The organism is Ruegeria sp. CL5 (assembly GCF_056536485.1).
This window is the reverse complement of record NZ_JBQFPS010000001.1, coordinates 331,632-351,668: the sequence shown is the minus strand read 5'-3', so window position 1 is coordinate 351,668 and position 20,037 is coordinate 331,632. Positions and strand designations below refer to the sequence as shown.

The window sequence follows — 20,037 nt, the reverse complement described above, 5'->3', positions numbered from 1 at the left end:
ACAGGTCATGACCTAATCCAGCGCAGTTCGTGTATTGCCCCATACCAAGTTCAGGCATCCCAGATTTCCGGTCCACCACTGATCGTTTTGTCTGGCTCGCCAACCACGTCGGCATCTTTGCCATCATAATCCAACCCGCTGAGCACTGTGCGAATGGCGGCCAGGCGAGCGCGTTTTTTGTCATCGGACCGTATGATCGTCCAGGGGCAATCTTCGGAATGGCTGCGGGTCAGCGTTTCGGAAATTGATTGGCTGTATTCGTCCCACTTGTGCAGGCCAGCTATGTCGATTGGGCTGAGTTTCCACTGCTTCAAAGGGTCGGTCTCGCGGGCTAGAAAGCGGTTCAGTTGTTCTGAGCGACCTACATTCAGCCAGAACTTGAACATGTGGATCCCGTCATTCTTGAACCCCATTTCCAGAGGCAGAACCTGTCTGAAGAACCGCTCACGCTCATCTGTCGTGCAAAAACCAAAGACGTTTTCAACAACGCCCCGGTTATACCAGCTGCGATCAAAGAACACGATTTCTCCGGCAGAGGGTAGGTGTGAAATATAGCGTTGAAAATACCACTGGCTGCGTTCAGCATCTGATGGTTTGCTAAGCGCAACATTGCGCGCACCCCGTGGATTAAGGTTTTCCCGGAACCTTTTGATTGTTCCACCTTTCCCCGCTGCATCGCGTCCTTCGAACAGGATGGCGACGCGCTGATCAGTGTTCTTGACCCACCGCTGCATCTTGACCAGCTCGATCTGCAAACCCTGCATCTGCTCGTCATATTCCTTGCCCTTCATCTTTTTCGGGTAAGGGTAGGTCGGGTTTAGAATTTCCCCTTTTTTGGCCTGCTCAATGACCGATTGAACAGTCTTGGGCGCGTCATTGCGAAAATAGCTCTCGATAGCGCCATGTTCTGATTTGGTCATGTGCGGCCTCGCCATAAAATCCATAACTTACTATGGATTACGGATGGGGTTAACGCAAACCCGCACGTGCGGCGGCACGGTCGATTGCGGCTGCGACCTCCGGTGCGGCAACTACCTGAGGCATGTGACCGATACCGTTCAGTTCGACCAACTCCGCACTTGGTATTTGCTCTATCAGGCGCTCAGAATGCCAATCCAGCCCAACGGTCGTATCGGCGGTGCCGTGGACTATTTCAGTTGGAACCGTAATCTCGTTATAGCGAGGTTGAAGTTCGGTGATTTCGTCCAGCAGATTTGCTCGCTGTTTGGCATTAGCATGCATCGATGCGCGGCGCATGGTCAGACCGGGGCCGAAATGTTCCGCATAACCTTCGGGGGCTACTTGCGGCGCAAAAACCTGATCCAGTGCTTTCGAAACGAACCAGTCAGGAACGAAGGCGCTGACCAACGGCAGGCCAAGTGCGTTGCCGATGGTTGTTGCGCCCATTGTGTTGAATGCGTCCAATGGCGTCTCCCAAGGGATAGCTGCAGGAGCGATCAAAACGAGAGCGGCGATATTGTCAGGCCGTGTGACTGCCCAGGCAAGTGCGACTGACCCGCCATAGCTTTGCCCAGCAACAACGGGTTTTTCAGCACCAAGTTCTGAGGCAGCTTTCTGTAGGATTTCTGCTTGTTCAACAATGGTTTCTCCGTCTGGGTTAAAGCTTTCAGAATAACCCAGTCCGGGGCGATCGAATACGATGACACGATAGCTTTCTGCTAAGATCGGTGCCAACGCAAATGTCATGTCGCGCGTATTCCCGCTGGAACCGTGGATCAGCACGACATCCGGACCTTCGCCCATGACGACGGCATGTACAGAGATACCATCGACATCCAGGATCTGACCTTCAGCAGGAAACGAAGCTTCGGCACTGCTTTCGCGTTGCGTACCACGCCAGGCAGTGACTATGGCAACGGCTGTCAGCGCAATGCCAATTGTTATCAATAGTTTACTGGCCAATTTTTTCCAAATCAAAGGGGGTTGTCTGATAGATGGAATTGATCCAGTTGCCATAAAGCAGGTGCGCATGGCTGCGCCAGCGGTTCTGCGGATTCTGGCTTGGATCATCGTCAGGGTAGTAATTTATAGGGACATTGATCGGTGTACCGTTGGCAACGTCCCGGTCATATTCCTGCTTGAGCGTGTCGCTGTCATACTCGAAATGGTTGAAGATATAGAGTGCCCGATGTGCTGGATCTTCGATCAGGCAGGGGCCCACATCATCGCTGCCAAGCAGTGTGATCAGATCAGGTACTGCGTCGATTTCATACTGCCGCATCTCGGTCCAGCGGCTTACTGGGATCACGCAATCGTCAGAAAAACCACGTAAAAACGGCGATGCTGGCGCAAGATTTCGATGCCGGAAACACCCGAAGGCCTTTGCATCCAGCATATGTTTTTTGACATCGTGAAAATGGTTGATCATGGCCATGCCACCCCAACAGACGCCGAAGGTGGAATGCACATTGGTTTGCGTCCACTCGAACACTTCACGGATTTCGTCCCAATAGGTGACATCAGCGAAATCAAGGTGCTCGATTGGGGCACCCGTAATGATCAACCCATCAAATTTCTGGTCCTTTACCTCCTGAAAAGGATGGTAGAATTCGGCCATATGCTCGGCAGCGGTGTTTTTGGTCTGATGCTCGGTCATACGGATCAGCGAAAGTTCGATCTGCAAAGGTGTCGCCCCGATCAGACGCGCAAATTGGTTTTCGGTCTGAATTTTCTTGGGCATCAGATTCAACAGGCCGATCCGCAAGGGGCGAATATCCTGCCGTGCGGCCTGATCTTCGGCCATGACCATGACGCCCTCATTGGTCAGGACGTCAAAGGCGGGCAGGTCGGAAGGAATTTTGATCGGCATTTGGTCACGCTGTTGAATCTGCGAAAGAAGTCTGGAACTTAGGCGGGGTTGGCGCGGGTCTCAAGGGTGCGTTCGATCAACTCATCGAAATCACTGCTGTCGCGGACCTTGGCGATATCGTCGGCGGCGATTGTGACGCCCCAGTTTCGCGCCATCGCTTCATATCTCGGTTGTCGGTGCGCCAGCGCTTGCGCATAGGTCCAGCGTATGAACGCGTCCGGATCGACCGCGGATCCTTGGCAGTCGTTAAGGGCAAGGTATTCATCCCAGACCCGCTGCAGGAACTCGGCTTGGTAAGACATGGGCTTTGGGGCCTTGTCGAAACGTTTTACCAATTCCTCAGTATGGGCCTCATCGCCCTTGATCCAGATCATCAGCGTCTGGCGCGATAGCTCGGACAGGACCTGGTCGTTCGGATCTTCGGGCTCGACCCACTCGCAGATAGAGCCACCGGTATCGCAGATAAAATGCGGATAGCTGTACAGGCGCTCGGCTCGGTCGATAAAATACTTGGTATCCAACAGGGCGTGAATCTCTGCCAGTCGGAACTGTTCCTGGCGAAGCCGGTATTCCGAGATTTCAAGACCGCCAAGCCCGGGATTGCCGGGTTTGCCCAGATAGGCGGAGACGGGGGTCAGGTTTTCGAACGTGATGTTCGATCCGATATAGATCGAATCCGATAGCAGAAGATCGCGCAGAAAGGGCACTTTCATCGCTTCGGCCTTGGCGTTGTCGGCGATGTATTCGCCCATGTAGCGTGTCCCGATCCGGTAATCGATCGAGTAGTGGAACCAATCACCTGCATCCCGAAGAGTGTTCGAGACATAGGATTTCCCCAACCCGGACATACCGAAGAACAGTACTTTCTTTCGCGCAGCGTCGCGCCAGTCCTTTGCCGAGTTGTAGATCATGCGCCACCATCCCTTGTTTTGCATTAGCTAAATCGGGCTGATCGCGGCGTCAATTGTGCTGCTGTGTTCCGTAATGAAAAGAAGGCGTGTAAATGGAAAAGCCCCACCATACCAAGGCGGGGCTTTCCGATGTGTTTGCTGCCGCTGGGATCAATCCAGGGCGTATGTCACCTGAATACCAACGCTCCATGCACTGTTGCCGGTGAAAGTGGCGCGGTTGTCGGGACCGGTGCCGTTTGCCGTGGCATCGCCGATGTCAGTATAGCGCACACCGCCGGAGATTTTGGCTTTCTCAAGCGAATAGGTGCCACCCAGACCTATGCTCCAGAAACCATCTGTCGGGCCGAGGTTGGAAACCGAGTTCCCTTGCGAACTTTCGTAGCCGAGAGTTACGGCGCCCGAGAATTCGTCGGTGAATTGGTAGCCCAGACCAAGCGAATAGGTCCAAGTTGCTTCTTCATAATCGACGAGGTTTATACCTGTCAGGCCGGTATAAACGGGTGGTGCGTAAACGGTTTGTGGCCAGTCAACCCAGCGCACCGAGCCGAACAGCAGTGTTTTAGGCGCGACACCTGTCTGGAAGTCCAGATTGACGGATTGAGGTGTTATGACTTCGGTCGATGAGTCAGCGCTTACACGACCTACAGTTGGGATGCCCGGTGGAAAGATGAACCCATTTATTACGTCGTTCGATTCAGTCTGTGAAAGATCGTGAGTAATCTTCGAGTTGTAAGTCAGAGCTACGCGCGCGGCGATATCCGGACGCTCCCAAGCGACGCCAACAACATATCCAAAGTCAATCTCTGCGTCTGTTTCAACACGGTATGCACCAGCTGTGGGCGTGGCACCTGCGCCAGCGATTGGTACTGAAACGCTTGCTTTCAGGCGCTGTGCCCTCACGCCACCAATTACGCTAAAACCATTGTCCAATTTGTAACGCAGCAGCGCTGTAATCGCGTCTGTATCAGCCTCGGCGCGAAGAACGTCGGTGGTGGTGCCGGGAAGACCCGCAAGCGCCAATACGTTCTGGGATAGCGGATAATCCGCCGAATAATCGATATCTGCACCGAAGGGCTGATCATAGACCAAAGCGAAGTCGAGTTTCTCGGTTAACGAAGTCTTGTAGGCCAGATGTGGCGTGAAGAAGCTGTTCGAGACATTGCCAGAGTCGACTTGTTGACCAAATGTAGGGCTGCCTGGGATCTGGTCTTCCATTGAGCCACTGACATCAGGCTTGGTATAGCCCAGTCGAAACTGAACGGCAGATCCTTCTTCAAACAGAATGTTAACGCCCTGACCGCTACGATCTAGGCCACCTGCCTGCACACTGGTTGCCCCGATGCACAACGCGCATGCGTGAAACAACGATCGTTTCATATACTTCTCCCTACACTGTCCTGCGGCCTGTAATGCTCATCCCATCAAACGCACCCGGCCTTGTTACCGGCTTTTACTGTCTTAAACTTTAAATTTTGGTCAATTGGTGACGGAACGTTACTCGGTGTGCGCACGCTGCACGGGTGTTGCGGATTTGTTACGATTTTCTGACCAGACGTTCAGAAAAATCCCCGCAAAGATGACTGCTGCACCCAGGAGCGTCCACTGGTCCAGCGGTTCATGATAAAGGATCATTCCCACTATCGCGATGGTCGGAAGGCGTGCAAAATCAAAGGGTACCACGATTGTTGCTGGAGCGATCGCGAGAGCATTGGTGATACAATAATGCGCAAATAGACCAGCCACGCCGACCAGCAGAAGAAACGGCGCTGTATTTACGCTAGGTAATGAGATCTGTCCGTCATAGGTCGATGCAATGAATCCAAGGCCCGCCTGAATCAGAGTCAGCCAAAACATGATGCAACCGATGCTCGCGAACCGAGTAAGGGTTTTCGTCGATATCGTCGTCAGAGCAAAGAACAAAGCGGACAATGCTGCGGCAATCACTCCTGGGCTGATCGAGGCCGCGCCAGGACGTGCCACAATGAGTATTCCGGCAAATCCGATTAGTGCTGAGGTCAACCGAAGCGCAGTCAACCTTTCTTTCAACAGCAATGGTGAGAGGAGTATCACCCAGATCGGTTGGGTAAACTCCAGCGCGAAGACCTGCGCAAGAGGAATGACCGTCACCGCATAGAACCAGAGGTTTTGCCCCGTAAAATGCAGTACATTTCGAACGCCATGCAAATCTAATCGCCGTGTCGAGACTTGATGCCATTTGCGCGATATCGTCAGAAAAAAAGCGACTATGCAGATCCCGACGAGGCTGCGATAGAACATAATCTCAAAAGTATCATGAGTTACGCTAAGTTCGCGTCCGGCAATTGCCATCGATGAAAACGAGGCGATTGCTCCGGTCATCCAGAGCGCGGCCTTGCCGATCTGCATTGAGTTGCTGCTCATGATTTATTGCTTGCGTCCCGACAATTGTCAGGACGACTAAATGGCGTTTTCTACGGCAATGCAATCAATAGTGGTCTTGCCAAAGCTCCAGTGTGTTTTGTCGCAATGCAAATTTTCCAAATTGTAATATGAAGATCGATCACGACATATTAAACTTCCAAGGAAATTTCCTGATCCAGAACAGTTTTCCAACAAAAGCAGGTCTTAAGTGCGCTAAACAACTGGTTTTAGTTTTCTCAACATATCACCTTCTAGCACATATCGATCCCCACTATAAGGGCAATCGATCTCGCAGTTCCCGGACAGAGGTAGATCGAGTTGCTCGCCGTGCTCGCTCATCCAACCGATTTGCTTTGCGGCAACTCCAACCATCAGCGCATAGGGCTTGACGTCGGCGTTAACGACGGCACCTGCGCCAATAAACGCAAACTTTCCAATAGTTAAGCCGCAGATAATGGTTGAGTTTGCGCCCAGGGTGGCACCTTTCTTAACCAGAGTATCGCGGTACTCGCTTTTTCTTTCAATAAGCGAGCGGGGATTGTAGACGTTGGTAAACACCATACTCGGTCCACAGAACACACCTTCTTCCAAAGTGATATTGTCATAGATCGAGACGTTATTCTGCACCTTGCAATTGTCTCCGATGACGACTTTGTTGCCTATAAATACGTTCTGACCGAGCGAAATATTTGATCCCAGCTTTGCTCCGCCGCAGACATGCACCCAATGCCAAATTCTGCAACCAGCGCCAATTTGTGCACCGTCATCGATAATTGCCGTTTCGTGTACCGAATAGTTGCTCATCGATCTATTCCTCACATGTAAAATATCACGCCTTTTCAACACTATAAGTGTGGGCGTCTATTCCCACTCGATGGTTCCGGGCGGTTTCGAAGTGATGTCGTACGTGCATCGGTTGATGCCTTTGACTTCGTTGATAATGCGTGTTGCCGTTTCACCCAGGAACTCGTGGCTGAACGGATAGTAATCAGCGGTCATGCCGTCGACCGATGTCACCGCGCGCAGTGCACAGGCATAATCATATGTCCGTCCATCACCCATCACGCCGACTGTTCGCACCGGAAGAATGGCGACAAAGGCCTGCCATATATCATCGTACAGCCCATGTTTGCGGATTTGATCGATATAGATCGCGTCGGCTTCACGCAAAATCTCAAGCTTCTCCCGTGTAATCTCACCGGGGCAACGAATTGCAAGACCGGGGCCTGGGAAGGGGTGGCGACCGATGAAACTGTCGGGCAGACCCAACTCGCGACCCAAGGCGCGAACTTCATCTTTGAACAGTTCTCGTAGGGGTTCGACAAGCTTCAGGCCCATTTTCTCGGGCAACCCGCCCACATTGTGGTGCGATTTAATAGTGACCGAGGGACCACCTGAGAACGAAACAGATTCAATCACATCGGGATACAGGGTGCCTTGTGCCAGAAACTCGGCACCATCAATGGTGTCAGCGTGTTTCTGAAAAACATCGATGAACAGTTTGCCGATGATTTTCCGTTTGGTTTCAGGATCGCTTTGCCCGTCCAGCTCACCCAGAAACAACTCGCTCTCGTCAGCATGGATCAGCTGGATATTGTAATTGTCGCGGAACATTCCGACGACCTCGGTCGCTTCGTTCTTGCGCAAAAGGCCATGGTCAACGAAGACACAAGTCAACTGATCACCGATTGCCTCGTGGATCAGGATTGCCGCGACCGAACTGTCGACGCCACCTGAGAGGCCGCAAATGACTTTTTTGTCTCCGACCTGCTCGCGGATTTTCGCGATCATTTGCTCGCGATATGCGCCCATGGTCCAGTCACCCGAGAATCCTGCCAGTTTGACGAAATTCTCATATAGTTTGGCACCCTTGGGAGTGTGGTGCACTTCCGGGTGGAATTGCACGGCATAGAAATGACGCGACGGGTCTGCCGTTATGGCAAAGGGCGCGTTGGGTGAGGTGCCAAAGACTTCAAAGCCCGGCGCGATTTCACTGACGTGGTCACCGTGGCTCATCCAAACCTGTTCGTCCCCTTCTGCAAACCAGTCATCGAGAATGTCCAACTGATTTTTCGGTGTCACGAAAGCGCGCCCGAATTCGGCGGTGCCGTGACCGCTTTCGACCTGGCCGCCCAGTTGCTGCATCATCACCTGCTGGCCATAGCAGATGCCCAGGATCGGCACGCCATAGTCAAAAATTTCCTGTGGCGCACGGGGCGAACCCTCTCGTGTAACGCTGTCCGGACCGCCCGAGAAAATGACGGCTTTGGGGGCCATCTGTCGGACAAAGTCCATCGTGACTTTCTGATAAGGATGAATTTCGCAATAGACATTCAGTTCGCGCAGGCGACGGGCGATTAGCTGCGTCACCTGGCTGCCGAAGTCGATAATCAGAAGGCGGTCGTGGGATGCTTGGGTCATGACTGGCTATTAGGTTGCAAGCCTTGCTTGTGCAAGCGCAATGACGTCAATTGGTGGCGGAGGCGCTCAGATGACGGACCTAATTCTCAGAACTGCGGAACCAGGCGACGTAAATGCGATAGAAATCTGTATTACAAGCGCCTACGCCGATGCGATCAGAAAAATTGCCGACATCCCGGATGTGGCCAGCGGAATCGAGGGTGATATTGCCAACCAAAATGTCCTTGTCGCAGAAGAAGGTGGGCAACTTTTGGGTGTCATTATCTATGGTCTGAAGGCTGGCGTGATGATGGTCTTCAATCTTGCCGTTGTGCCGCAAGCTCAGGGGCGGGGACTCGCAAGAAAATTGCTTGCTGCTGCTGAAGCCGATGCGCGGACGGCGGGGTTGTCCGAGCTTTGCCTAAGAACGCATCGACTTATGGGGGCAACCCGCGCCATGTATACACATCTTGGCTGGCACGAGATCGAGGTGACCGGGAACTCGGTCATGATGCAGAAGAGAGTGACGTGACGTGCAAATGTGTCTGAAATAGCGATGCTGCCAGTTCATGTCGCTTTTACCTCTATTGCGCCGTAAACTACCTCTGGCATCGTGGCTCGTTGATGTAACACACTTGTCGAACCAACCAATAAACGGGATTTTCTCATGACAGAGGCAAGCACCCGGCGCAGAGCACGAGGTGGCGGTGGCGCCGCCCGCCGGGCCGAGCGCACGGCGGTAAAGATCGAAACCGCAAAATACATCGAACGTAACATTCCCAATTTCGAAGTTCTCAATGAAGAAGCGCTTGAGATCATCGAAACCAACGCGGAAACTGTGCTGGCCGAGATCGGTGTCAATTTTGTTGACAATCCGGCGGCATTGGAACGTTGGCGCGAGGCTGGTGCCGATGTCGATGGTGAACGCGTGCGTCTGCCGCGCGGACTGGCGCGTGAATTGATCAAATCCGCACCCAGCGAATTTACTCAACATGCGCGCAACCCTGAGAAATCAGTCGTCATTGGCGGTCGGAATCTTGTTCTGGCCCCGGTATATGGCCCTCCGTTCGTGCGCGATGCGCAAGGCGGCCGTCGCTATGCGACCATGGACGATTTTAACAAGTTCGTGAAATTGGCCTATATGTCCAAATGGCTGCACCACTCGGGCGGCACCGTGTGTGAGCCGACGGATATTCCGGTGAACAAGCGTCACCTGGACATGTTGATGGCCCACATGACCTTGTCGGACAAACCGTTCATGGGCTCGGTCACCGATCCTTCGCGAGCGCAGGATTCGGTTGAAATGTGCGAGATTCTCTTTGGCAAAGAGTTCGTGCAGAACAACACGGTTATGACCTCGCTAACCAACATCAATTCGCCGATGACATTTGACGATGTGATGATGGGTTCGCTTGAGGTTTACGCTGCTAACAACCAAGCCTGCATTATCTCGCCCTTCATCGTCGGTGGCGCAATGGCTCCGGTATCAGTCGCTGGAACGCTGACGCAGGTTCTGGCAGAAGTTATGGCCGGGGTGGCATATAGCCAGATCATTCGTCCGGGGGCTCCGGCAATTTTTGGGGCTTTTGTTTCATCGATCGACATGAACTCGGGCGCGCCAACTTTTGGCACCCCTGAAGCATCGCACGTAACCTATGGTGCGGGTCAGCTAGCGCGTCGCTTGGGGCTGCCGTTCCGGTCTGCAGGTTCTTTCTGCGGCTCGAAGCTGCCCGATGCGCAGGCAGCATACGAGACCGCAAATTCACTGAATATGGGTCTGATGTCAGGCGTGAACTTTATGCTTCACTCCTGCGGCTGGCTTGAAGGCGGTTTGGTTGCAGACTTCGAAAAGTTCGTCATGGATGCCGATCAGTTGGGTGTTCTGCACGGACTGGCTAAAGGCGTTGCATATGACGAAAATGCTCAGGCTATGGATGCGATCCGCGAAGTTGGTCCGGGAGGGCACTACCTTGGGTGCGCACACACGCAGGCAAACTTCAAGGAAGCGTTTTGGAAAACCGATTTGCTGGACTACAAGCCGTTCGAAACCTGGGAAGAAGAAGGCGCGCGTGACACACGGACGCTGGCATCGGCACGGGTTGAACATCTTTTGGCCAATTATCAGCAGCCACAACTTGATCCTGAGATTAATGCGGCGCTGGACGCATACGTTGCCGAAAAGAAAGCATCCATGCCGGATGCCTTCACCTAATCACTGAAATTGCGCGGCGCGACTGGTTTGATACAGTTGCGCCTCGCCATTCAATGCGATCAGCAAATCCAGATGACGCACCAAAGAATAGGCCGCGTCTTCTTCTATCCGCTGTGCATTCACTTCGCGTTCCAGCTCTAGCAGGCGCATCAACGCAGCGCCCGGTCCCGGAATCGATCCATAACCCAGAAGACGTTGCAGATGACGGTCGCGATTATAGTCCTGCGCCCCGATCTTGGCAGCACGGGCCAGCAGTCGCGGGCGGCGGAGTGAAGTAATCAAGGTCATCAGGTCCTGCACGGCAGTATCCTTTTCGTTCAGTTTCACTGTCTGAAATGTGACACAACCTGAGCGGGTGTTGCCTTGGTGTAGTTCGCCCCGAACTATGGTTTCACCACTGTTTATCTTTTTGAATCAATTCTGCTCTGAGCCGTCGGTGATTAACGAACGAGTAACGAAAGCACCTCTAGTTAGATTTGGTTAACTAAGAATCCGACGGCTAAAACTGTCAGTTTGTTTTGTCGACAAGGGCGAAGAAATATGGAAAACAGCGTGGCTTTCACCGTTCCGGCATGGGTTCCCGAAGGAGCACAACGATATCTTGACCATACAGAATCTGGGCGGTCGATACGGGATATCGCGCGGTCGGCTGGATGCCATGCCTCGACCATATCGCGACAGATCCGCAAGGTCGAGATGCGTCGCGATGATCCTTTGGTGGACGCCGCGCTACAATCACTGGCCCAATCGCATTTTTCACCCACGGAATTCAAAAAGCCTGCGTTTGCAGTCGTAACATCCGGAGAGAACCGACCAGAATCTCAAAACGCAGAGTTCGAACGAGAAGCGCTGCGGGTTCTGAGACGTTTGTGTGAATCCGGGGCTGTGCTTGCAGTGGCCGAAGACATGGATAAGGCCGTAGTGGTTCGGGACAACGGTGAAGGCGGGACAACCAAAACAGCAGTTGTGGATTGCCGAACAGCGCAGGCGCTGGCGTTAAATGACTGGATATCGTGCGACAATCCCGGTCGGATTTCACGCTATCGTATTTCAAGTGCAGGACGCACGGCATTGAGTCACTTGATTGCCGAAGCGGAAAACCGGGCGCGCACTCAGAATGAATTTGGCATGGCCGAATCTCAGACTTCATTCACGCGCGCAAACTCGGGTACATATACCTCAAATCAACCCAAGGTTCGTTATAACACGGTCGAAAGCCCCCTGATCGCATTGGCGCGTCGACGGGACAAGAGTGGTAAGCCGTTCCTTGATGAGACATTGGTCGGCGCGGGTGAGCGTTTGCGTGAGGATTTTGAACTTGCACAGATAGGCCCTCAGATCACGCAGAACTGGGATCGCTTTTTAACCTGTGGAGGGCGCAGAGATTTCGTTTCAGATGCCCATATTGGGCAAGGCCATTCCAGTGCCAGGGACCGTGTGACAAAGGCGCTTTCAGATTTAGGGCCGGGTTTGAGCGACGTTGCCTTGCGTTGTTGCTGCTACCTTGAAGGGTTGGAGTTGGCGGAAAAGCGCATGGGCTGGTCGGCGCGGTCGGGCAAGATCGTTCTGCGTATCGCTTTGCAGCGGCTAAAGCGACACTATCAGGATCACGCCGAGCAAGACCGCATGATCGGCTGATGTCCTATTAGGATGGTCTTGAGTAACGGGCTGCAAATGATAGTCAGAGACTATGAATTTTACCATTCGACAATTGCAGTATTTCCGGGCTGTCGCGGAACAACGAAACTTTGGTCGCGGTGCGCAGGTCTGCAATGTATCGCAGCCTGCGCTGTCCGTTCAGATCAAGGCACTGGAAGACGCGATGGGCGGGCCACTGTTCGAACGGCAGGCGCGGGATATTTTGCTGACCCCACTTGGGCGAGATGTTCTGGAATACACAAAGGATGTACTGAATGCGGCAGCGCGTCTGGATCAATTCGCGCGTGATCAATCTGGCGGGCATCGTTCCCTATCGATTGGAATAATTCCGACCGTTGCCCCGTACCTTCTGCCGGGGGTGCTGGCTGGGTTGCGCGCGTCAGATGTCTCGTTAAAAGTGCAAATTCGCGAGGCCCGCACTGAGCGACTTCTTTCAATGCTGCGCTCAGGTGAAATTGATGCGGCTATACTAGCGCTTCCGTTAGGCAGCGAAGCCTTTCACGAAGAACCATTATTCGAAGACCGCTTCTTGCTTGCAGGAAGTCAAGCCCGGCTGGACCGGCTAACGATCAGCCCCGAGGCGTTGCGGCCGGTGGACCTTAAGGCGGCTCAGTTGATGCTGCTTGAAGACGGGCATTGCTTGACTGATCAGGCACTTGAAGTTTGTGGGCAGGATCGCACCAGCGGTCAGATAAATATGGGCGCGTCATCGCTTGCGACATTGTCTCGGTTGGTCGCGGAAGGATTCGGTATGACCTTGATGCCAGAACTCGCAGCGCAGGCCGAGACAGACGCTGTGCCTGGCCTGCGGTTGCTCCGGTTTGGCGCCCCTCAACCAGCCAGAACCATCGGTTTGGTGCGTCGCGTGTCGACTGGTGCGGAGGAGTGGTTCAATCGGTTGGCGCGGGTGATCCGTGAGGTTGGGGAAGACGTGGTTTCGGGAACTCGTACCTGAAAAAAGGCCCGCCGAAATGGCGAGCCTGGTAGCGGTTTAACTGATCGGATTATGCCAGCGCTGGTTCGCGGGCCTCGTCCAGATGTTTCATCAGATTCTCTGGCGACGACACGCCATAAGGGTCTTCGGGGCAGTTATCCATCAGGCCGGGCTCTTCAAACCATGCCTCAACCACACCGTCATTGACGATGGCCGCATAGCGCCACGAGCGCATACCAAAGCCCAGATTGTCCTTATCGACCAACATACCCATCTTGCGGGTGAATTCTCCGGATCCGTCAGGAATGACTTTGACATTTTCCAGACCCTGATCCGCAGCCCATTTGTTCATGACAAAGCTGTCGTTGACGGACATGCAGAAGATTGCGTCGACGCCTTTGGCTGCGAAATCAGCATGACCTTTTTCAAAACCGGGCAACTGATAGGTCGAGCAGGTCGGGGTGAATGCACCCGGCAGCGAGAACAGGATGACGCGCTTGCCTGCAAAATAATCTGCGGTTGTCTTGTCTTCCCAGCGGAAGGGATTTGGGCCTTCTATCGCTTCGTCGCGGACGCGGGTGTGGAAAGTTACGTCAGGCAGTTTTGCACCGGTTTTCATCATCAAACTCCTGTGATTCACATGTGATTAACGTGAGGGTTAGAACGATTCCAGAGCGGCTTCAACATTAGATATGCTGCACTTGCGATATATCTTATTCACATGCAAATTGATTGAAAATAGATAATAATATGTGATTTATTTGAGGCTTTTGCTGCAGTCGCGAATGCGGTCTGCATAGCGGCTATGCGCCGCTGGTGTAACCAACAAAGTCAGTTTATGTTAAGCACCAAGCAAATTGACCCGAAGTCAGGAAAGCCAGCCGTGCGTGATCTGAAAATACCCGAACAAAGACACCCCGAAAAAGCGCATCGGCCTGATAATGCAGCGCCGCGCAAACCTGCGTGGATTCGTGTCAAAGCGCCTGGTGGCAAAGGGTATGCTGAAACGCACAAGATCATGCGTGACAACAATCTGGTCACTGTTTGTGAAGAGGCTGGTTGCCCGAACGTGGGCGAATGTTGGAGCCAGGGCCACGCCACCATGATGATCATGGGTGAGATTTGTACGCGTGGTTGTACCTTCTGTAATATTGCGACGGGTAAGCCGGATACGCTGGATGCATTCGAGCCAGGGCGCGTGGCGCACGCGGTGCAAAAGCTGGGCTTGAATCATGTTGTTATCACGTCGGTCGATCGGGATGACCTGCTCGATGGCGGCGCAGACCACTTTGCACAGACCATCCGCGCGGTGCGACACCGGTCACCCAAGACAACAATCGAGATTCTAACGCCGGATTTCCTGAAATGTGATCCTACGGTTTTAGAGGTCGTCGTCGAAGCCAAGCCGGATGTGTTCAACCACAACCTCGAAACCGTACCAGGGCTATACCCTGAAGTTCGTCCCGGTGCGCGTTATTTCCATTCATTGCGCTTGCTGCAGCGGGTGAAAGAGATGGATCCGTCGATTTTCACCAAATCCGGCATCATGGTCGGGCTGGGTGAGGACGAGCAACAGGTCCGTCAGGTCATGGATGACATGCGCGCAGCAGATATCGATTTTCTGACAATTGGCCAGTATCTGCAGCCAACGCCCAAGCACCATGGCATTGATCGTTTTGTCACACCCGAAGAATTCGCGGCCTATGAAAAGGCTGCTTTTGGCAAGGGCTTCCTGATGGTTTCGGCAACCCCTTTGACCCGGTCGTCATACCATGCGGGTGATGATTTTGCTCGCTTGCGTGAGGCCCGGCAAAAGAAGTTGAATCAGGTGTGAAACCCGAGCTTCAATCCTGGCTCACTGAAAAACGGCATGAGCTGCATCAGGTCCCGGAGATTTCGGGCGAGGAGCGCGGAACCGCCGCAAGTATTTCCAATCTTCTGCTGGCTTGCGGCCCCGATGCGGTTTTGACCGGAATCGGTGGTCATGGCGTTGCGGCAGTCTACGAAAGCGGCCAGCCGGGGCCAACGATAGGTATTCGATGCGAACTGGATGGTTTGCCGATCCAGGAAATATCTAGCGCGCGATACGCGTCGCAACATCCGGGCAAGGGGCATCTGTGTGGGCATGATGGTCACATGGCAATGGTTTTGGGTGTCGCTTTTGTTCTTGGTGATAAGCGCCCAGCAAAAGGGCGCGTCGTTCTGATTTTTCAGCCTGCTGAGGAAACTGGGCAGGGTGCTATAGCCTTTCGCGCCGACCCCAAGTTCGCCAATATTGCACCGGATTACGTGTATTCTTTGCACAATCTTCCGGGTCTGGAATTGGGTGCGGTCGAGCTGTGTTCGGGCCCGGCCAATTGCGCCTCCCGCGGGATGCGGATCGTGCTGACAGGCAAAACCTCGCATGCAGCCGCACCGCAAGACGGGCTTTCACCGGCTGGAGCCTTGGCTGAGCTTATACCTGCATTAGCCGCATTGGGACACGGTGGGGTGCTGGATGCAGATTACGCTCTGACCACTGTAACCCATGCGCGACTAGGTGAGACCACGTTCGGGGTCGCACCTGGCATGGCCGAGCTTTGGGTTACTCTGCGGACGGTATCAGATACGCGAATGACCGGTTTGATCCGCGAGGCGGAGCAGCTTGTGAGCACAAGCGCTCAAGCGCATGGGCTGGATGTCGAAATCAGCTATGACGATGTGTTTGAGGCTTGTGTAAATACGGATGAAGCCGTGCAAATTCTGTCAGAGGCTTGCCAAACACGCGATATACCTTGCAAACTGGTGCCGACGCCACAGCGGTTCTCGGAAGATTTCGGGCAGTTCGGCAAAGGCGCGAAAACTGCGATGTTCTGGCTTGGAGCAGGCCGGGATCATCCGCAACTGCACAACCCCGACTATGATTTCCCAGATGCTCTGATCCCGATCGGGACCGACATATTTCTTGCAGCGATCGAACAAACGCTCAAGGCTTGAGCTTTCTGGGCTGGCTTTCTGCCCATTCGGGCCACCAGCCCATATATTCAACGCCGGCAACCAAAAGACAGACAAGGATTGCGCCGAACACCAGTTTCACCCGCCGTTCCGAGGGCGGATTTCGCCCCCATTGCGACATGCGAAGGAAGTGGCGCAAATTCATCAATCCTGATCTTCGACAAATCGAACCTTGCCAATAAACGGCAAATTGCGATTGCGTTGCGCATAGTCGATCCCATAGCCCACGACAAATTCATCAGGGATTTCGAACCCGATCCAGTCCGAACGGAAATCGACCTCGCGTCGGCTGGGTTTGTCCAGAAGGGCGATGGATTTCAACCGTTGTGGCTTGCGGGTGCGGAGCAGCTTAGAGACGTGATTAAGGGTATGGCCGGTGTCCACAATATCCTCGACCACCAGTACATCACGACCTTCAATAGCGCCGCGCAAGTCTTTGAGAATGCGTACTTCTCGGCTGCTTTCCATCGAGTCTCCATAGGACGATGCCTCAAGAAAATCGACCTCAATGGGCAGGTCTAGCTCACGCACTAGATCGGCGATGAAGACGAAACTGCCGCGCAGCAGGCCGACAACAACCAGCTTGTCGGTACCGCCAAACTCGGCTGTGATTTCGCGGCAAAGTTCTTCGATCCGGGCGGCAATTGCCTTGGCCGAGATCATCTCATCTATCACATATGCGCGTTGGCTCATCGCTGCCCCCTTGATCTTTGGCGCGCAACATACGAAATCACGCGCCATTGTCACCAGTTAATCCCGGATATCATGCCAACCCACTCCGAGACCCGCCCGCTGCCTTACACCGCTCAGCAGATGTATGATCTGGTCGCGGATGTTGCAAAATACCCTGAGTTTTTGCCCTGGTGCGCCGCGGCCCGTATCCGTCGGACCTATACCGCGGGCGAAGGCAAGGTGATGGAAGCGGATCTTGTTATTTCATTCAAGGTGTTCCGCGAACGCTTTGGCAGCCGGGTTACGTTGTTTGATGCTCATAAACGGATCGATACCGAGTATCTGGACGGTCCGTTCAAATACATGCGTTCCGATTGGGAGTTCGAAGATACGGATGACGGCTGCAACGTCTCGTTCCACGTTGACTTCGAGTTCAAAAATGCGGTTCTGCAAGGGATCATCGGTGTCGTGTTCAACGAGGCCATGCACCGTATCGTGCGCGCATTCGAACAACGTGCTGCCGTCCTCTACGGCTAAGGCTTTACGCCCGTGACGCGCGCGCTAGACTGCGCGCCATGACCGATCTCACATCCGCCCTTGCCGAATTCGCCGCTGGTCCTGTGTCGACCACTTCACAGGCTCGAATCGTGACATCGCTTTCCGCGTTGGATTGGCTCGCCGTGGGGCGGGCGGGTGCGGAAGAGCCTGTTTCCCGCATCGTCCGCCAGATGGTTTTTTCCGAAAGCGGTGCAGCACAAGCACGCCTATTCGGGGGTGGTGAAGCCCCTTTGCGCGCTGCGGCGCTGGTGAATGGTACCGTTTCCCACGCGCTTGATTACGATGACACCCATTTTGCCCATATCGGTCATCCATCGGTTGCTGTGTTTCCGGCAGCCCTTGCGCTTGCGGCGTGGGAGGATCGACCGCTCGTCGATTTGCTCGAAGCAGCGCTTGTTGGGATGGAATTGTCGATCCGCGTTGGACTGTGGTTGGGCCGCGGTCACTATCAGGCAGGCTTTCACCAGACCGCCACGGCGGGCGCGTTTGGGGCTGCTGTAGCTGCGGGGCGCATTATGTCCTTCGATGCCAAGCAGATGCGTGATCTGTTGGGGCTGACCGCAACAAGAGCATCCGGACAGAAATCACAGTTCGGAACCATGGGCAAACCCTATAATGCCGGGCTTGCGGCCTCGAATGGCGTTGAGGCGGCTCAGTTGATCCGCAATGGATTTCAACCCGGTTCTGACGCGTTGGAAGGTCCGTTTGGGTTTGGGGCGACACATCTGGGGGCAGACGATATCAATGCAGCGCTCGATGGGTTGGGTGATGAATGGTTGTTCGAAAACGTAAGCCACAAGTTTCACGCCTGCTGCCATGGCCTGCACGCGGCGCTTGAGGCCGCGCGCGATCTTGACATTGCCGAACCAGAGGTGGCCGAGATCAAGGTTAAAACGCACCCCCGCTGGATGAGCGTTTGCAATCAACTGCAGCCGACTAGCGGGTTGGGTGCGAAGTTTTCTTATCGCACAGTGATCGCAATGCAATCGATGGGGTACGATACGGCACTACCGGGCAGCTATACTGCCAAGATTTGCGCGGACCCGAGGCTTCAATCCCTGCGGGATCGGATTAGTGTAGAGGCAGATGAAAGCTTGTCCGAGACCCAAGCTCATCTGTCCCTCTTGCGCCGCGATGGCGCCCGCCGCGAGGCCAGCTATGATCTGCTCGCCGCGATGTCTCTTTCAGACCGCGAAGATCGGGTTAGGGACAAAGCATCAAAACTGATCGGGGGGGATGAAGCAGATGCGGTCTGGTCGATGCTGCGCACCGGTGGGCGCGCAGCGGATTTGGCAGATAGACTAAATGATTAGGCGACTCGCCAGTGCAGTGGGAAGCCGGGATCGAAAACTGTGACAGGACCGTCCGCGCATTCGATTTTGGCGGGATAGACAACCTCATCGCCCTTTGTCAGCGTGATGGTCTCTTCGTTCACCGGCAGGCGATAAAAGGCCGGGCCGTTAAGGGAGGTAAACGCTTCCAGTTTGTCCAACGCATCAGCGCGCTCGAACATTTCAGCCAGCAGTGACATCGTATTGGTCGCAGTGAAACACCCAGCACAGCCACAGGCCATTTCCTTGTTCGCATCCGTGTGCGGCGCGCTGTCAGTGCCAAGGAAGAAACGCGCATCACCCGAGGTTGCGGCGGTCAACAGCGCCAGCCGATGCTCTTCGCGTTTGGCGACTGGCAGGCAGTAATAGTGCGGCTTGATGCCACCAACCAAGATATGGTTGCGATTGATGATCAGGTGGTGCGTCGTAATCGTCGCACCCAGATCTTTCTCGTTCGCCTTGACGTAATCCACGCCGTTTGACGTCGTGATGTGCTCCATCACCACCCGCAGCCCGGGTGTTGTTTTGCGAATTGGATCAAGAACGCGGTCGATGAACACGGCTTCGCGATCGAAGATATCGATTTCGGGATCCGTGACTTCGCCGTGCACACACAGCGGCAGACCGATCTCGGCCATCTTCTCCAGCACCGGGCGCACCTTGTCGAAATCGCGGACGCCCGAAGAAGAGTTGGTTGTTGCCCCAGCCGGGTAAAGCTTGACCGCCTTGATCAATCCCGTCGCATGCGCCGCTGCGACATCGGCAGGGTCCGTGTCTTCGGTCAGGTAGAGCGTCATCAGTGGCTCAAACGTCATATCATCGGGCAAAGCGGCCAGAATACGCTCTCTGTAAGCGGCCGCATAATCGCCGGTCACAACGGGCGGAACCAGATTCGGCATGATGATGGCACGGGCAAAATGGCGCGCGGTTTCAGGCAGGACGGCTTGCAGCATCGCGCCATCGCGCAGATGCAGATGCCAGTCATCGGGGCGGCGGATCGTCAGGGAATGGGTCATGGCCCCCGGCTAGCACAGCCGCTTGGGTGGTGAAAGACCCTGTTGCCCTTGCCGGTGAGGCAGATCGTCGTAAGTCTCTGACGGATGGCGGTCTTGACCTCTGGTTGTGGTCATGACCTG

General features: G+C 54.3%; 21 protein-coding genes. 8 read left to right on the top strand and 13 right to left on the bottom strand.

Going from position 1 to position 20,037, the window contains the following annotated elements:
• Window positions 1–50: 50 nt before the first annotated feature.
• From ppk2 to guaA, 8 genes are all read right to left on the bottom strand, one after another.
• Window positions 51–920: a polyphosphate kinase 2 gene (gene ppk2 / locus ACR0IU_RS01780; protein WP_480715036.1), complete on the bottom strand. Its 870-nt coding sequence runs from the start codon at window positions 918–920 to the stop codon at window positions 51–53.
• A 49-nt stretch (window positions 921–969) separates the two neighbouring features.
• A complete protein-coding gene (locus tag ACR0IU_RS01775) occupies window positions 970–1,923 on the bottom strand; it encodes an alpha/beta fold hydrolase (RefSeq protein ID WP_480715035.1) in 954 nt (317 codons plus the stop codon).
• Complete coding sequence (gene metA, locus ACR0IU_RS01770) at window positions 1,913–2,830, bottom strand: homoserine O-acetyltransferase MetA (RefSeq protein WP_319547038.1); 918 nt, start codon at window positions 2,828–2,830, stop codon at window positions 1,913–1,915. The genes ACR0IU_RS01775 and metA overlap by 11 nt, the downstream gene beginning before the upstream one ends.
• A 38-nt stretch (window positions 2,831–2,868) precedes the next feature.
• Window positions 2,869–3,741 carry an ATPase gene (locus ACR0IU_RS01765; protein WP_170778844.1) on the bottom strand — a complete coding sequence of 291 codons (873 nt, stop codon included), beginning with the start codon at window positions 3,739–3,741 and terminating at the stop codon, window positions 2,869–2,871.
• A 150-nt stretch (window positions 3,742–3,891) separates the two neighbouring features.
• Window positions 3,892–5,118 (bottom strand): outer membrane protein transport protein, encoded by a 1,227-nt coding sequence (locus ACR0IU_RS01760; RefSeq protein WP_170539326.1) that lies wholly within the window; start codon window positions 5,116–5,118, stop codon window positions 3,892–3,894.
• Window positions 5,119–5,235: 117 nt separating this feature from the next.
• Window positions 5,236–6,141: a DMT family transporter gene (locus tag ACR0IU_RS01755; protein WP_480715034.1), complete on the bottom strand. Its 906-nt coding sequence runs from the start codon at window positions 6,139–6,141 to the stop codon at window positions 5,236–5,238.
• 213 nt (window positions 6,142–6,354) lie between these two features.
• Window positions 6,355–6,945, bottom strand: a complete 591-nt coding sequence (locus ACR0IU_RS01750) for an acyltransferase (RefSeq protein ID WP_480715033.1) — start codon at window positions 6,943–6,945, stop codon at window positions 6,355–6,357.
• Window positions 6,946–7,002: 57 nt separating this feature from the next.
• On the bottom strand, window positions 7,003–8,562 hold the full coding sequence (gene guaA / locus ACR0IU_RS01745; protein ID WP_480715032.1) for a glutamine-hydrolyzing GMP synthase: 1,560 nt from the start codon (window positions 8,560–8,562) through the stop codon (window positions 7,003–7,005).
• 70 nt (window positions 8,563–8,632) lie between these two features.
• Here guaA and ACR0IU_RS01740 point away from each other — a divergent pair, with 70 nt between their 5' ends.
• Both ACR0IU_RS01740 and ACR0IU_RS01735 read left to right on the top strand, forming a co-directional pair.
• Window positions 8,633–9,073: a GNAT family N-acetyltransferase gene (locus ACR0IU_RS01740; protein WP_480715031.1), complete on the top strand. Its 441-nt coding sequence runs from the start codon at window positions 8,633–8,635 to the stop codon at window positions 9,071–9,073.
• Between the two features lie 135 nt (window positions 9,074–9,208).
• Window positions 9,209–10,753 (top strand): trimethylamine methyltransferase family protein, encoded by a 1,545-nt coding sequence (locus tag ACR0IU_RS01735; protein ID WP_170469757.1) that lies wholly within the window; start codon window positions 9,209–9,211, stop codon window positions 10,751–10,753.
• Here the strand turns inward: ACR0IU_RS01735 and ACR0IU_RS01730 are convergent, their stop codons facing one another.
• A complete protein-coding gene (locus ACR0IU_RS01730; RefSeq protein ID WP_260025892.1) occupies window positions 10,754–11,053 on the bottom strand; it encodes a DUF6477 family protein in 300 nt (99 codons plus the stop codon).
• A gap of 240 nt (window positions 11,054–11,293) precedes the next feature.
• Here ACR0IU_RS01730 and ACR0IU_RS01725 point away from each other — a divergent pair, with 240 nt between their 5' ends.
• Both ACR0IU_RS01725 and ACR0IU_RS01720 read left to right on the top strand, forming a co-directional pair.
• Window positions 11,294–12,391, top strand: coding sequence for a DUF6456 domain-containing protein (locus ACR0IU_RS01725; protein WP_480715030.1), 1,098 nt, complete (start codon window positions 11,294–11,296; stop codon window positions 12,389–12,391).
• A gap of 52 nt (window positions 12,392–12,443) precedes the next feature.
• Window positions 12,444–13,367, top strand: coding sequence for a hydrogen peroxide-inducible genes activator (locus ACR0IU_RS01720; RefSeq protein WP_480715029.1), 924 nt, complete (start codon window positions 12,444–12,446; stop codon window positions 13,365–13,367).
• A 49-nt stretch (window positions 13,368–13,416) separates the two neighbouring features.
• Here the strand turns inward: ACR0IU_RS01720 and ACR0IU_RS01715 are convergent, their stop codons facing one another.
• Window positions 13,417–13,965 (bottom strand): redoxin family protein, encoded by a 549-nt coding sequence (locus tag ACR0IU_RS01715; RefSeq protein WP_480715028.1) that lies wholly within the window; start codon window positions 13,963–13,965, stop codon window positions 13,417–13,419.
• 264 nt (window positions 13,966–14,229) lie between these two features.
• On the opposite strand from ACR0IU_RS01715, the gene lipA reads away from it, so the two are divergent.
• Together lipA and ACR0IU_RS01705 are read left to right on the top strand one after the other, a co-directional pair.
• Window positions 14,230–15,180 carry a lipoyl synthase gene (gene lipA, locus ACR0IU_RS01710; RefSeq protein WP_170469770.1) on the top strand — a complete coding sequence of 317 codons (951 nt, stop codon included), beginning with the start codon at window positions 14,230–14,232 and terminating at the stop codon, window positions 15,178–15,180.
• Window positions 15,177–16,322, top strand: coding sequence for an amidohydrolase (locus tag ACR0IU_RS01705; protein ID WP_480715027.1), 1,146 nt, complete (start codon window positions 15,177–15,179; stop codon window positions 16,320–16,322). The genes lipA and ACR0IU_RS01705 overlap by 4 nt, the downstream gene beginning before the upstream one ends.
• Here ACR0IU_RS01705 and ACR0IU_RS01700 read toward each other — a convergent pair.
• Window positions 16,312–16,485, bottom strand: coding sequence for a hypothetical protein (locus ACR0IU_RS01700; protein WP_010439693.1), 174 nt, complete (start codon window positions 16,483–16,485; stop codon window positions 16,312–16,314). The two genes, ACR0IU_RS01705 and ACR0IU_RS01700, sit on opposite strands and share 11 nt — an antisense overlap.
• Entirely contained in the window at window positions 16,485–17,033 is a 549-nt protein-coding gene (gene hpt / locus ACR0IU_RS01695) for a hypoxanthine phosphoribosyltransferase (RefSeq protein WP_480651069.1), read from the bottom strand. The genes ACR0IU_RS01700 and hpt overlap by 1 nt, the downstream gene beginning before the upstream one ends.
• A 72-nt stretch (window positions 17,034–17,105) precedes the next feature.
• On the opposite strand from hpt, the gene ACR0IU_RS01690 reads away from it, so the two are divergent.
• Window positions 17,106–17,549 (top strand): type II toxin-antitoxin system RatA family toxin, encoded by a 444-nt coding sequence (locus tag ACR0IU_RS01690; protein ID WP_170539340.1) that lies wholly within the window; start codon window positions 17,106–17,108, stop codon window positions 17,547–17,549.
• Window positions 17,550–17,587: 38 nt separating this feature from the next.
• The gene (locus tag ACR0IU_RS01685) at window positions 17,588–18,883 is read left to right on the top strand and encodes an MmgE/PrpD family protein (protein ID WP_480715026.1); all 1,296 of its coding nucleotides are present in this window, start codon (window positions 17,588–17,590) and stop codon (window positions 18,881–18,883) included.
• On the opposite strand, the gene pyrC is transcribed toward ACR0IU_RS01685, so the two are convergent.
• Window positions 18,880–19,917: a dihydroorotase gene (gene pyrC / locus ACR0IU_RS01680; protein ID WP_480715025.1), complete on the bottom strand. Its 1,038-nt coding sequence runs from the start codon at window positions 19,915–19,917 to the stop codon at window positions 18,880–18,882. The two genes, ACR0IU_RS01685 and pyrC, sit on opposite strands and share 4 nt — an antisense overlap.
• Window positions 19,918–20,037: the final 120 nt, after the last annotated feature.

What these genes read in the sequence shown, in the direction of transcription:
- ppk2 (WP_480715036.1), bottom strand. Translation starts at nt 920, where the DNA reads ATGACCAAATCAGAACATGGCGCTATCGAGAGCTATTTTCGCAATGAC.
- metA (WP_319547038.1), bottom strand. Translation starts at nt 2,830, where the DNA reads ATGCCGATCAAAATTCCTTCCGACCTGCCCGCCTTTGACGTCCTGACC.
- ACR0IU_RS01765 (WP_170778844.1), bottom strand. Translation starts at nt 3,741, where the DNA reads ATGATCTACAACTCGGCAAAGGACTGGCGCGACGCTGCGCGAAAGAAA.
- ACR0IU_RS01760 (WP_170539326.1), bottom strand. Translation starts at nt 5,118, where the DNA reads ATGAAACGATCGTTGTTTCACGCATGCGCGTTGTGCATCGGGGCAACC.
- ACR0IU_RS01755 (WP_480715034.1), bottom strand. Translation starts at nt 6,141, where the DNA reads ATGAGCAGCAACTCAATGCAGATCGGCAAGGCCGCGCTCTGGATGACC.
- ACR0IU_RS01750 (WP_480715033.1), bottom strand. Translation starts at nt 6,945, where the DNA reads ATGAGCAACTATTCGGTACACGAAACGGCAATTATCGATGACGGTGCA.
- guaA (WP_480715032.1), bottom strand. Translation starts at nt 8,562, where the DNA reads ATGACCCAAGCATCCCACGACCGCCTTCTGATTATCGACTTCGGCAGC.
- ACR0IU_RS01740 (WP_480715031.1), top strand. Translation starts at nt 8,633, where the DNA reads ATGACGGACCTAATTCTCAGAACTGCGGAACCAGGCGACGTAAATGCG.
- ACR0IU_RS01735 (WP_170469757.1), top strand. Translation starts at nt 9,209, where the DNA reads ATGACAGAGGCAAGCACCCGGCGCAGAGCACGAGGTGGCGGTGGCGCC.
- ACR0IU_RS01725 (WP_480715030.1), top strand. Translation starts at nt 11,294, where the DNA reads ATGGAAAACAGCGTGGCTTTCACCGTTCCGGCATGGGTTCCCGAAGGA.
- ACR0IU_RS01720 (WP_480715029.1), top strand. Translation starts at nt 12,444, where the DNA reads ATGAATTTTACCATTCGACAATTGCAGTATTTCCGGGCTGTCGCGGAA.
- ACR0IU_RS01715 (WP_480715028.1), bottom strand. Translation starts at nt 13,965, where the DNA reads ATGAAAACCGGTGCAAAACTGCCTGACGTAACTTTCCACACCCGCGTC.
- ACR0IU_RS01700 (WP_010439693.1), bottom strand. Translation starts at nt 16,485, where the DNA reads ATGAATTTGCGCCACTTCCTTCGCATGTCGCAATGGGGGCGAAATCCG.
- hpt (WP_480651069.1), bottom strand. Translation starts at nt 17,033, where the DNA reads ATGAGCCAACGCGCATATGTGATAGATGAGATGATCTCGGCCAAGGCA.
- ACR0IU_RS01690 (WP_170539340.1), top strand. Translation starts at nt 17,106, where the DNA reads ATGCCAACCCACTCCGAGACCCGCCCGCTGCCTTACACCGCTCAGCAG.
- ACR0IU_RS01685 (WP_480715026.1), top strand. Translation starts at nt 17,588, where the DNA reads ATGACCGATCTCACATCCGCCCTTGCCGAATTCGCCGCTGGTCCTGTG.
- pyrC (WP_480715025.1), bottom strand. Translation starts at nt 19,917, where the DNA reads ATGACCCATTCCCTGACGATCCGCCGCCCCGATGACTGGCATCTGCAT.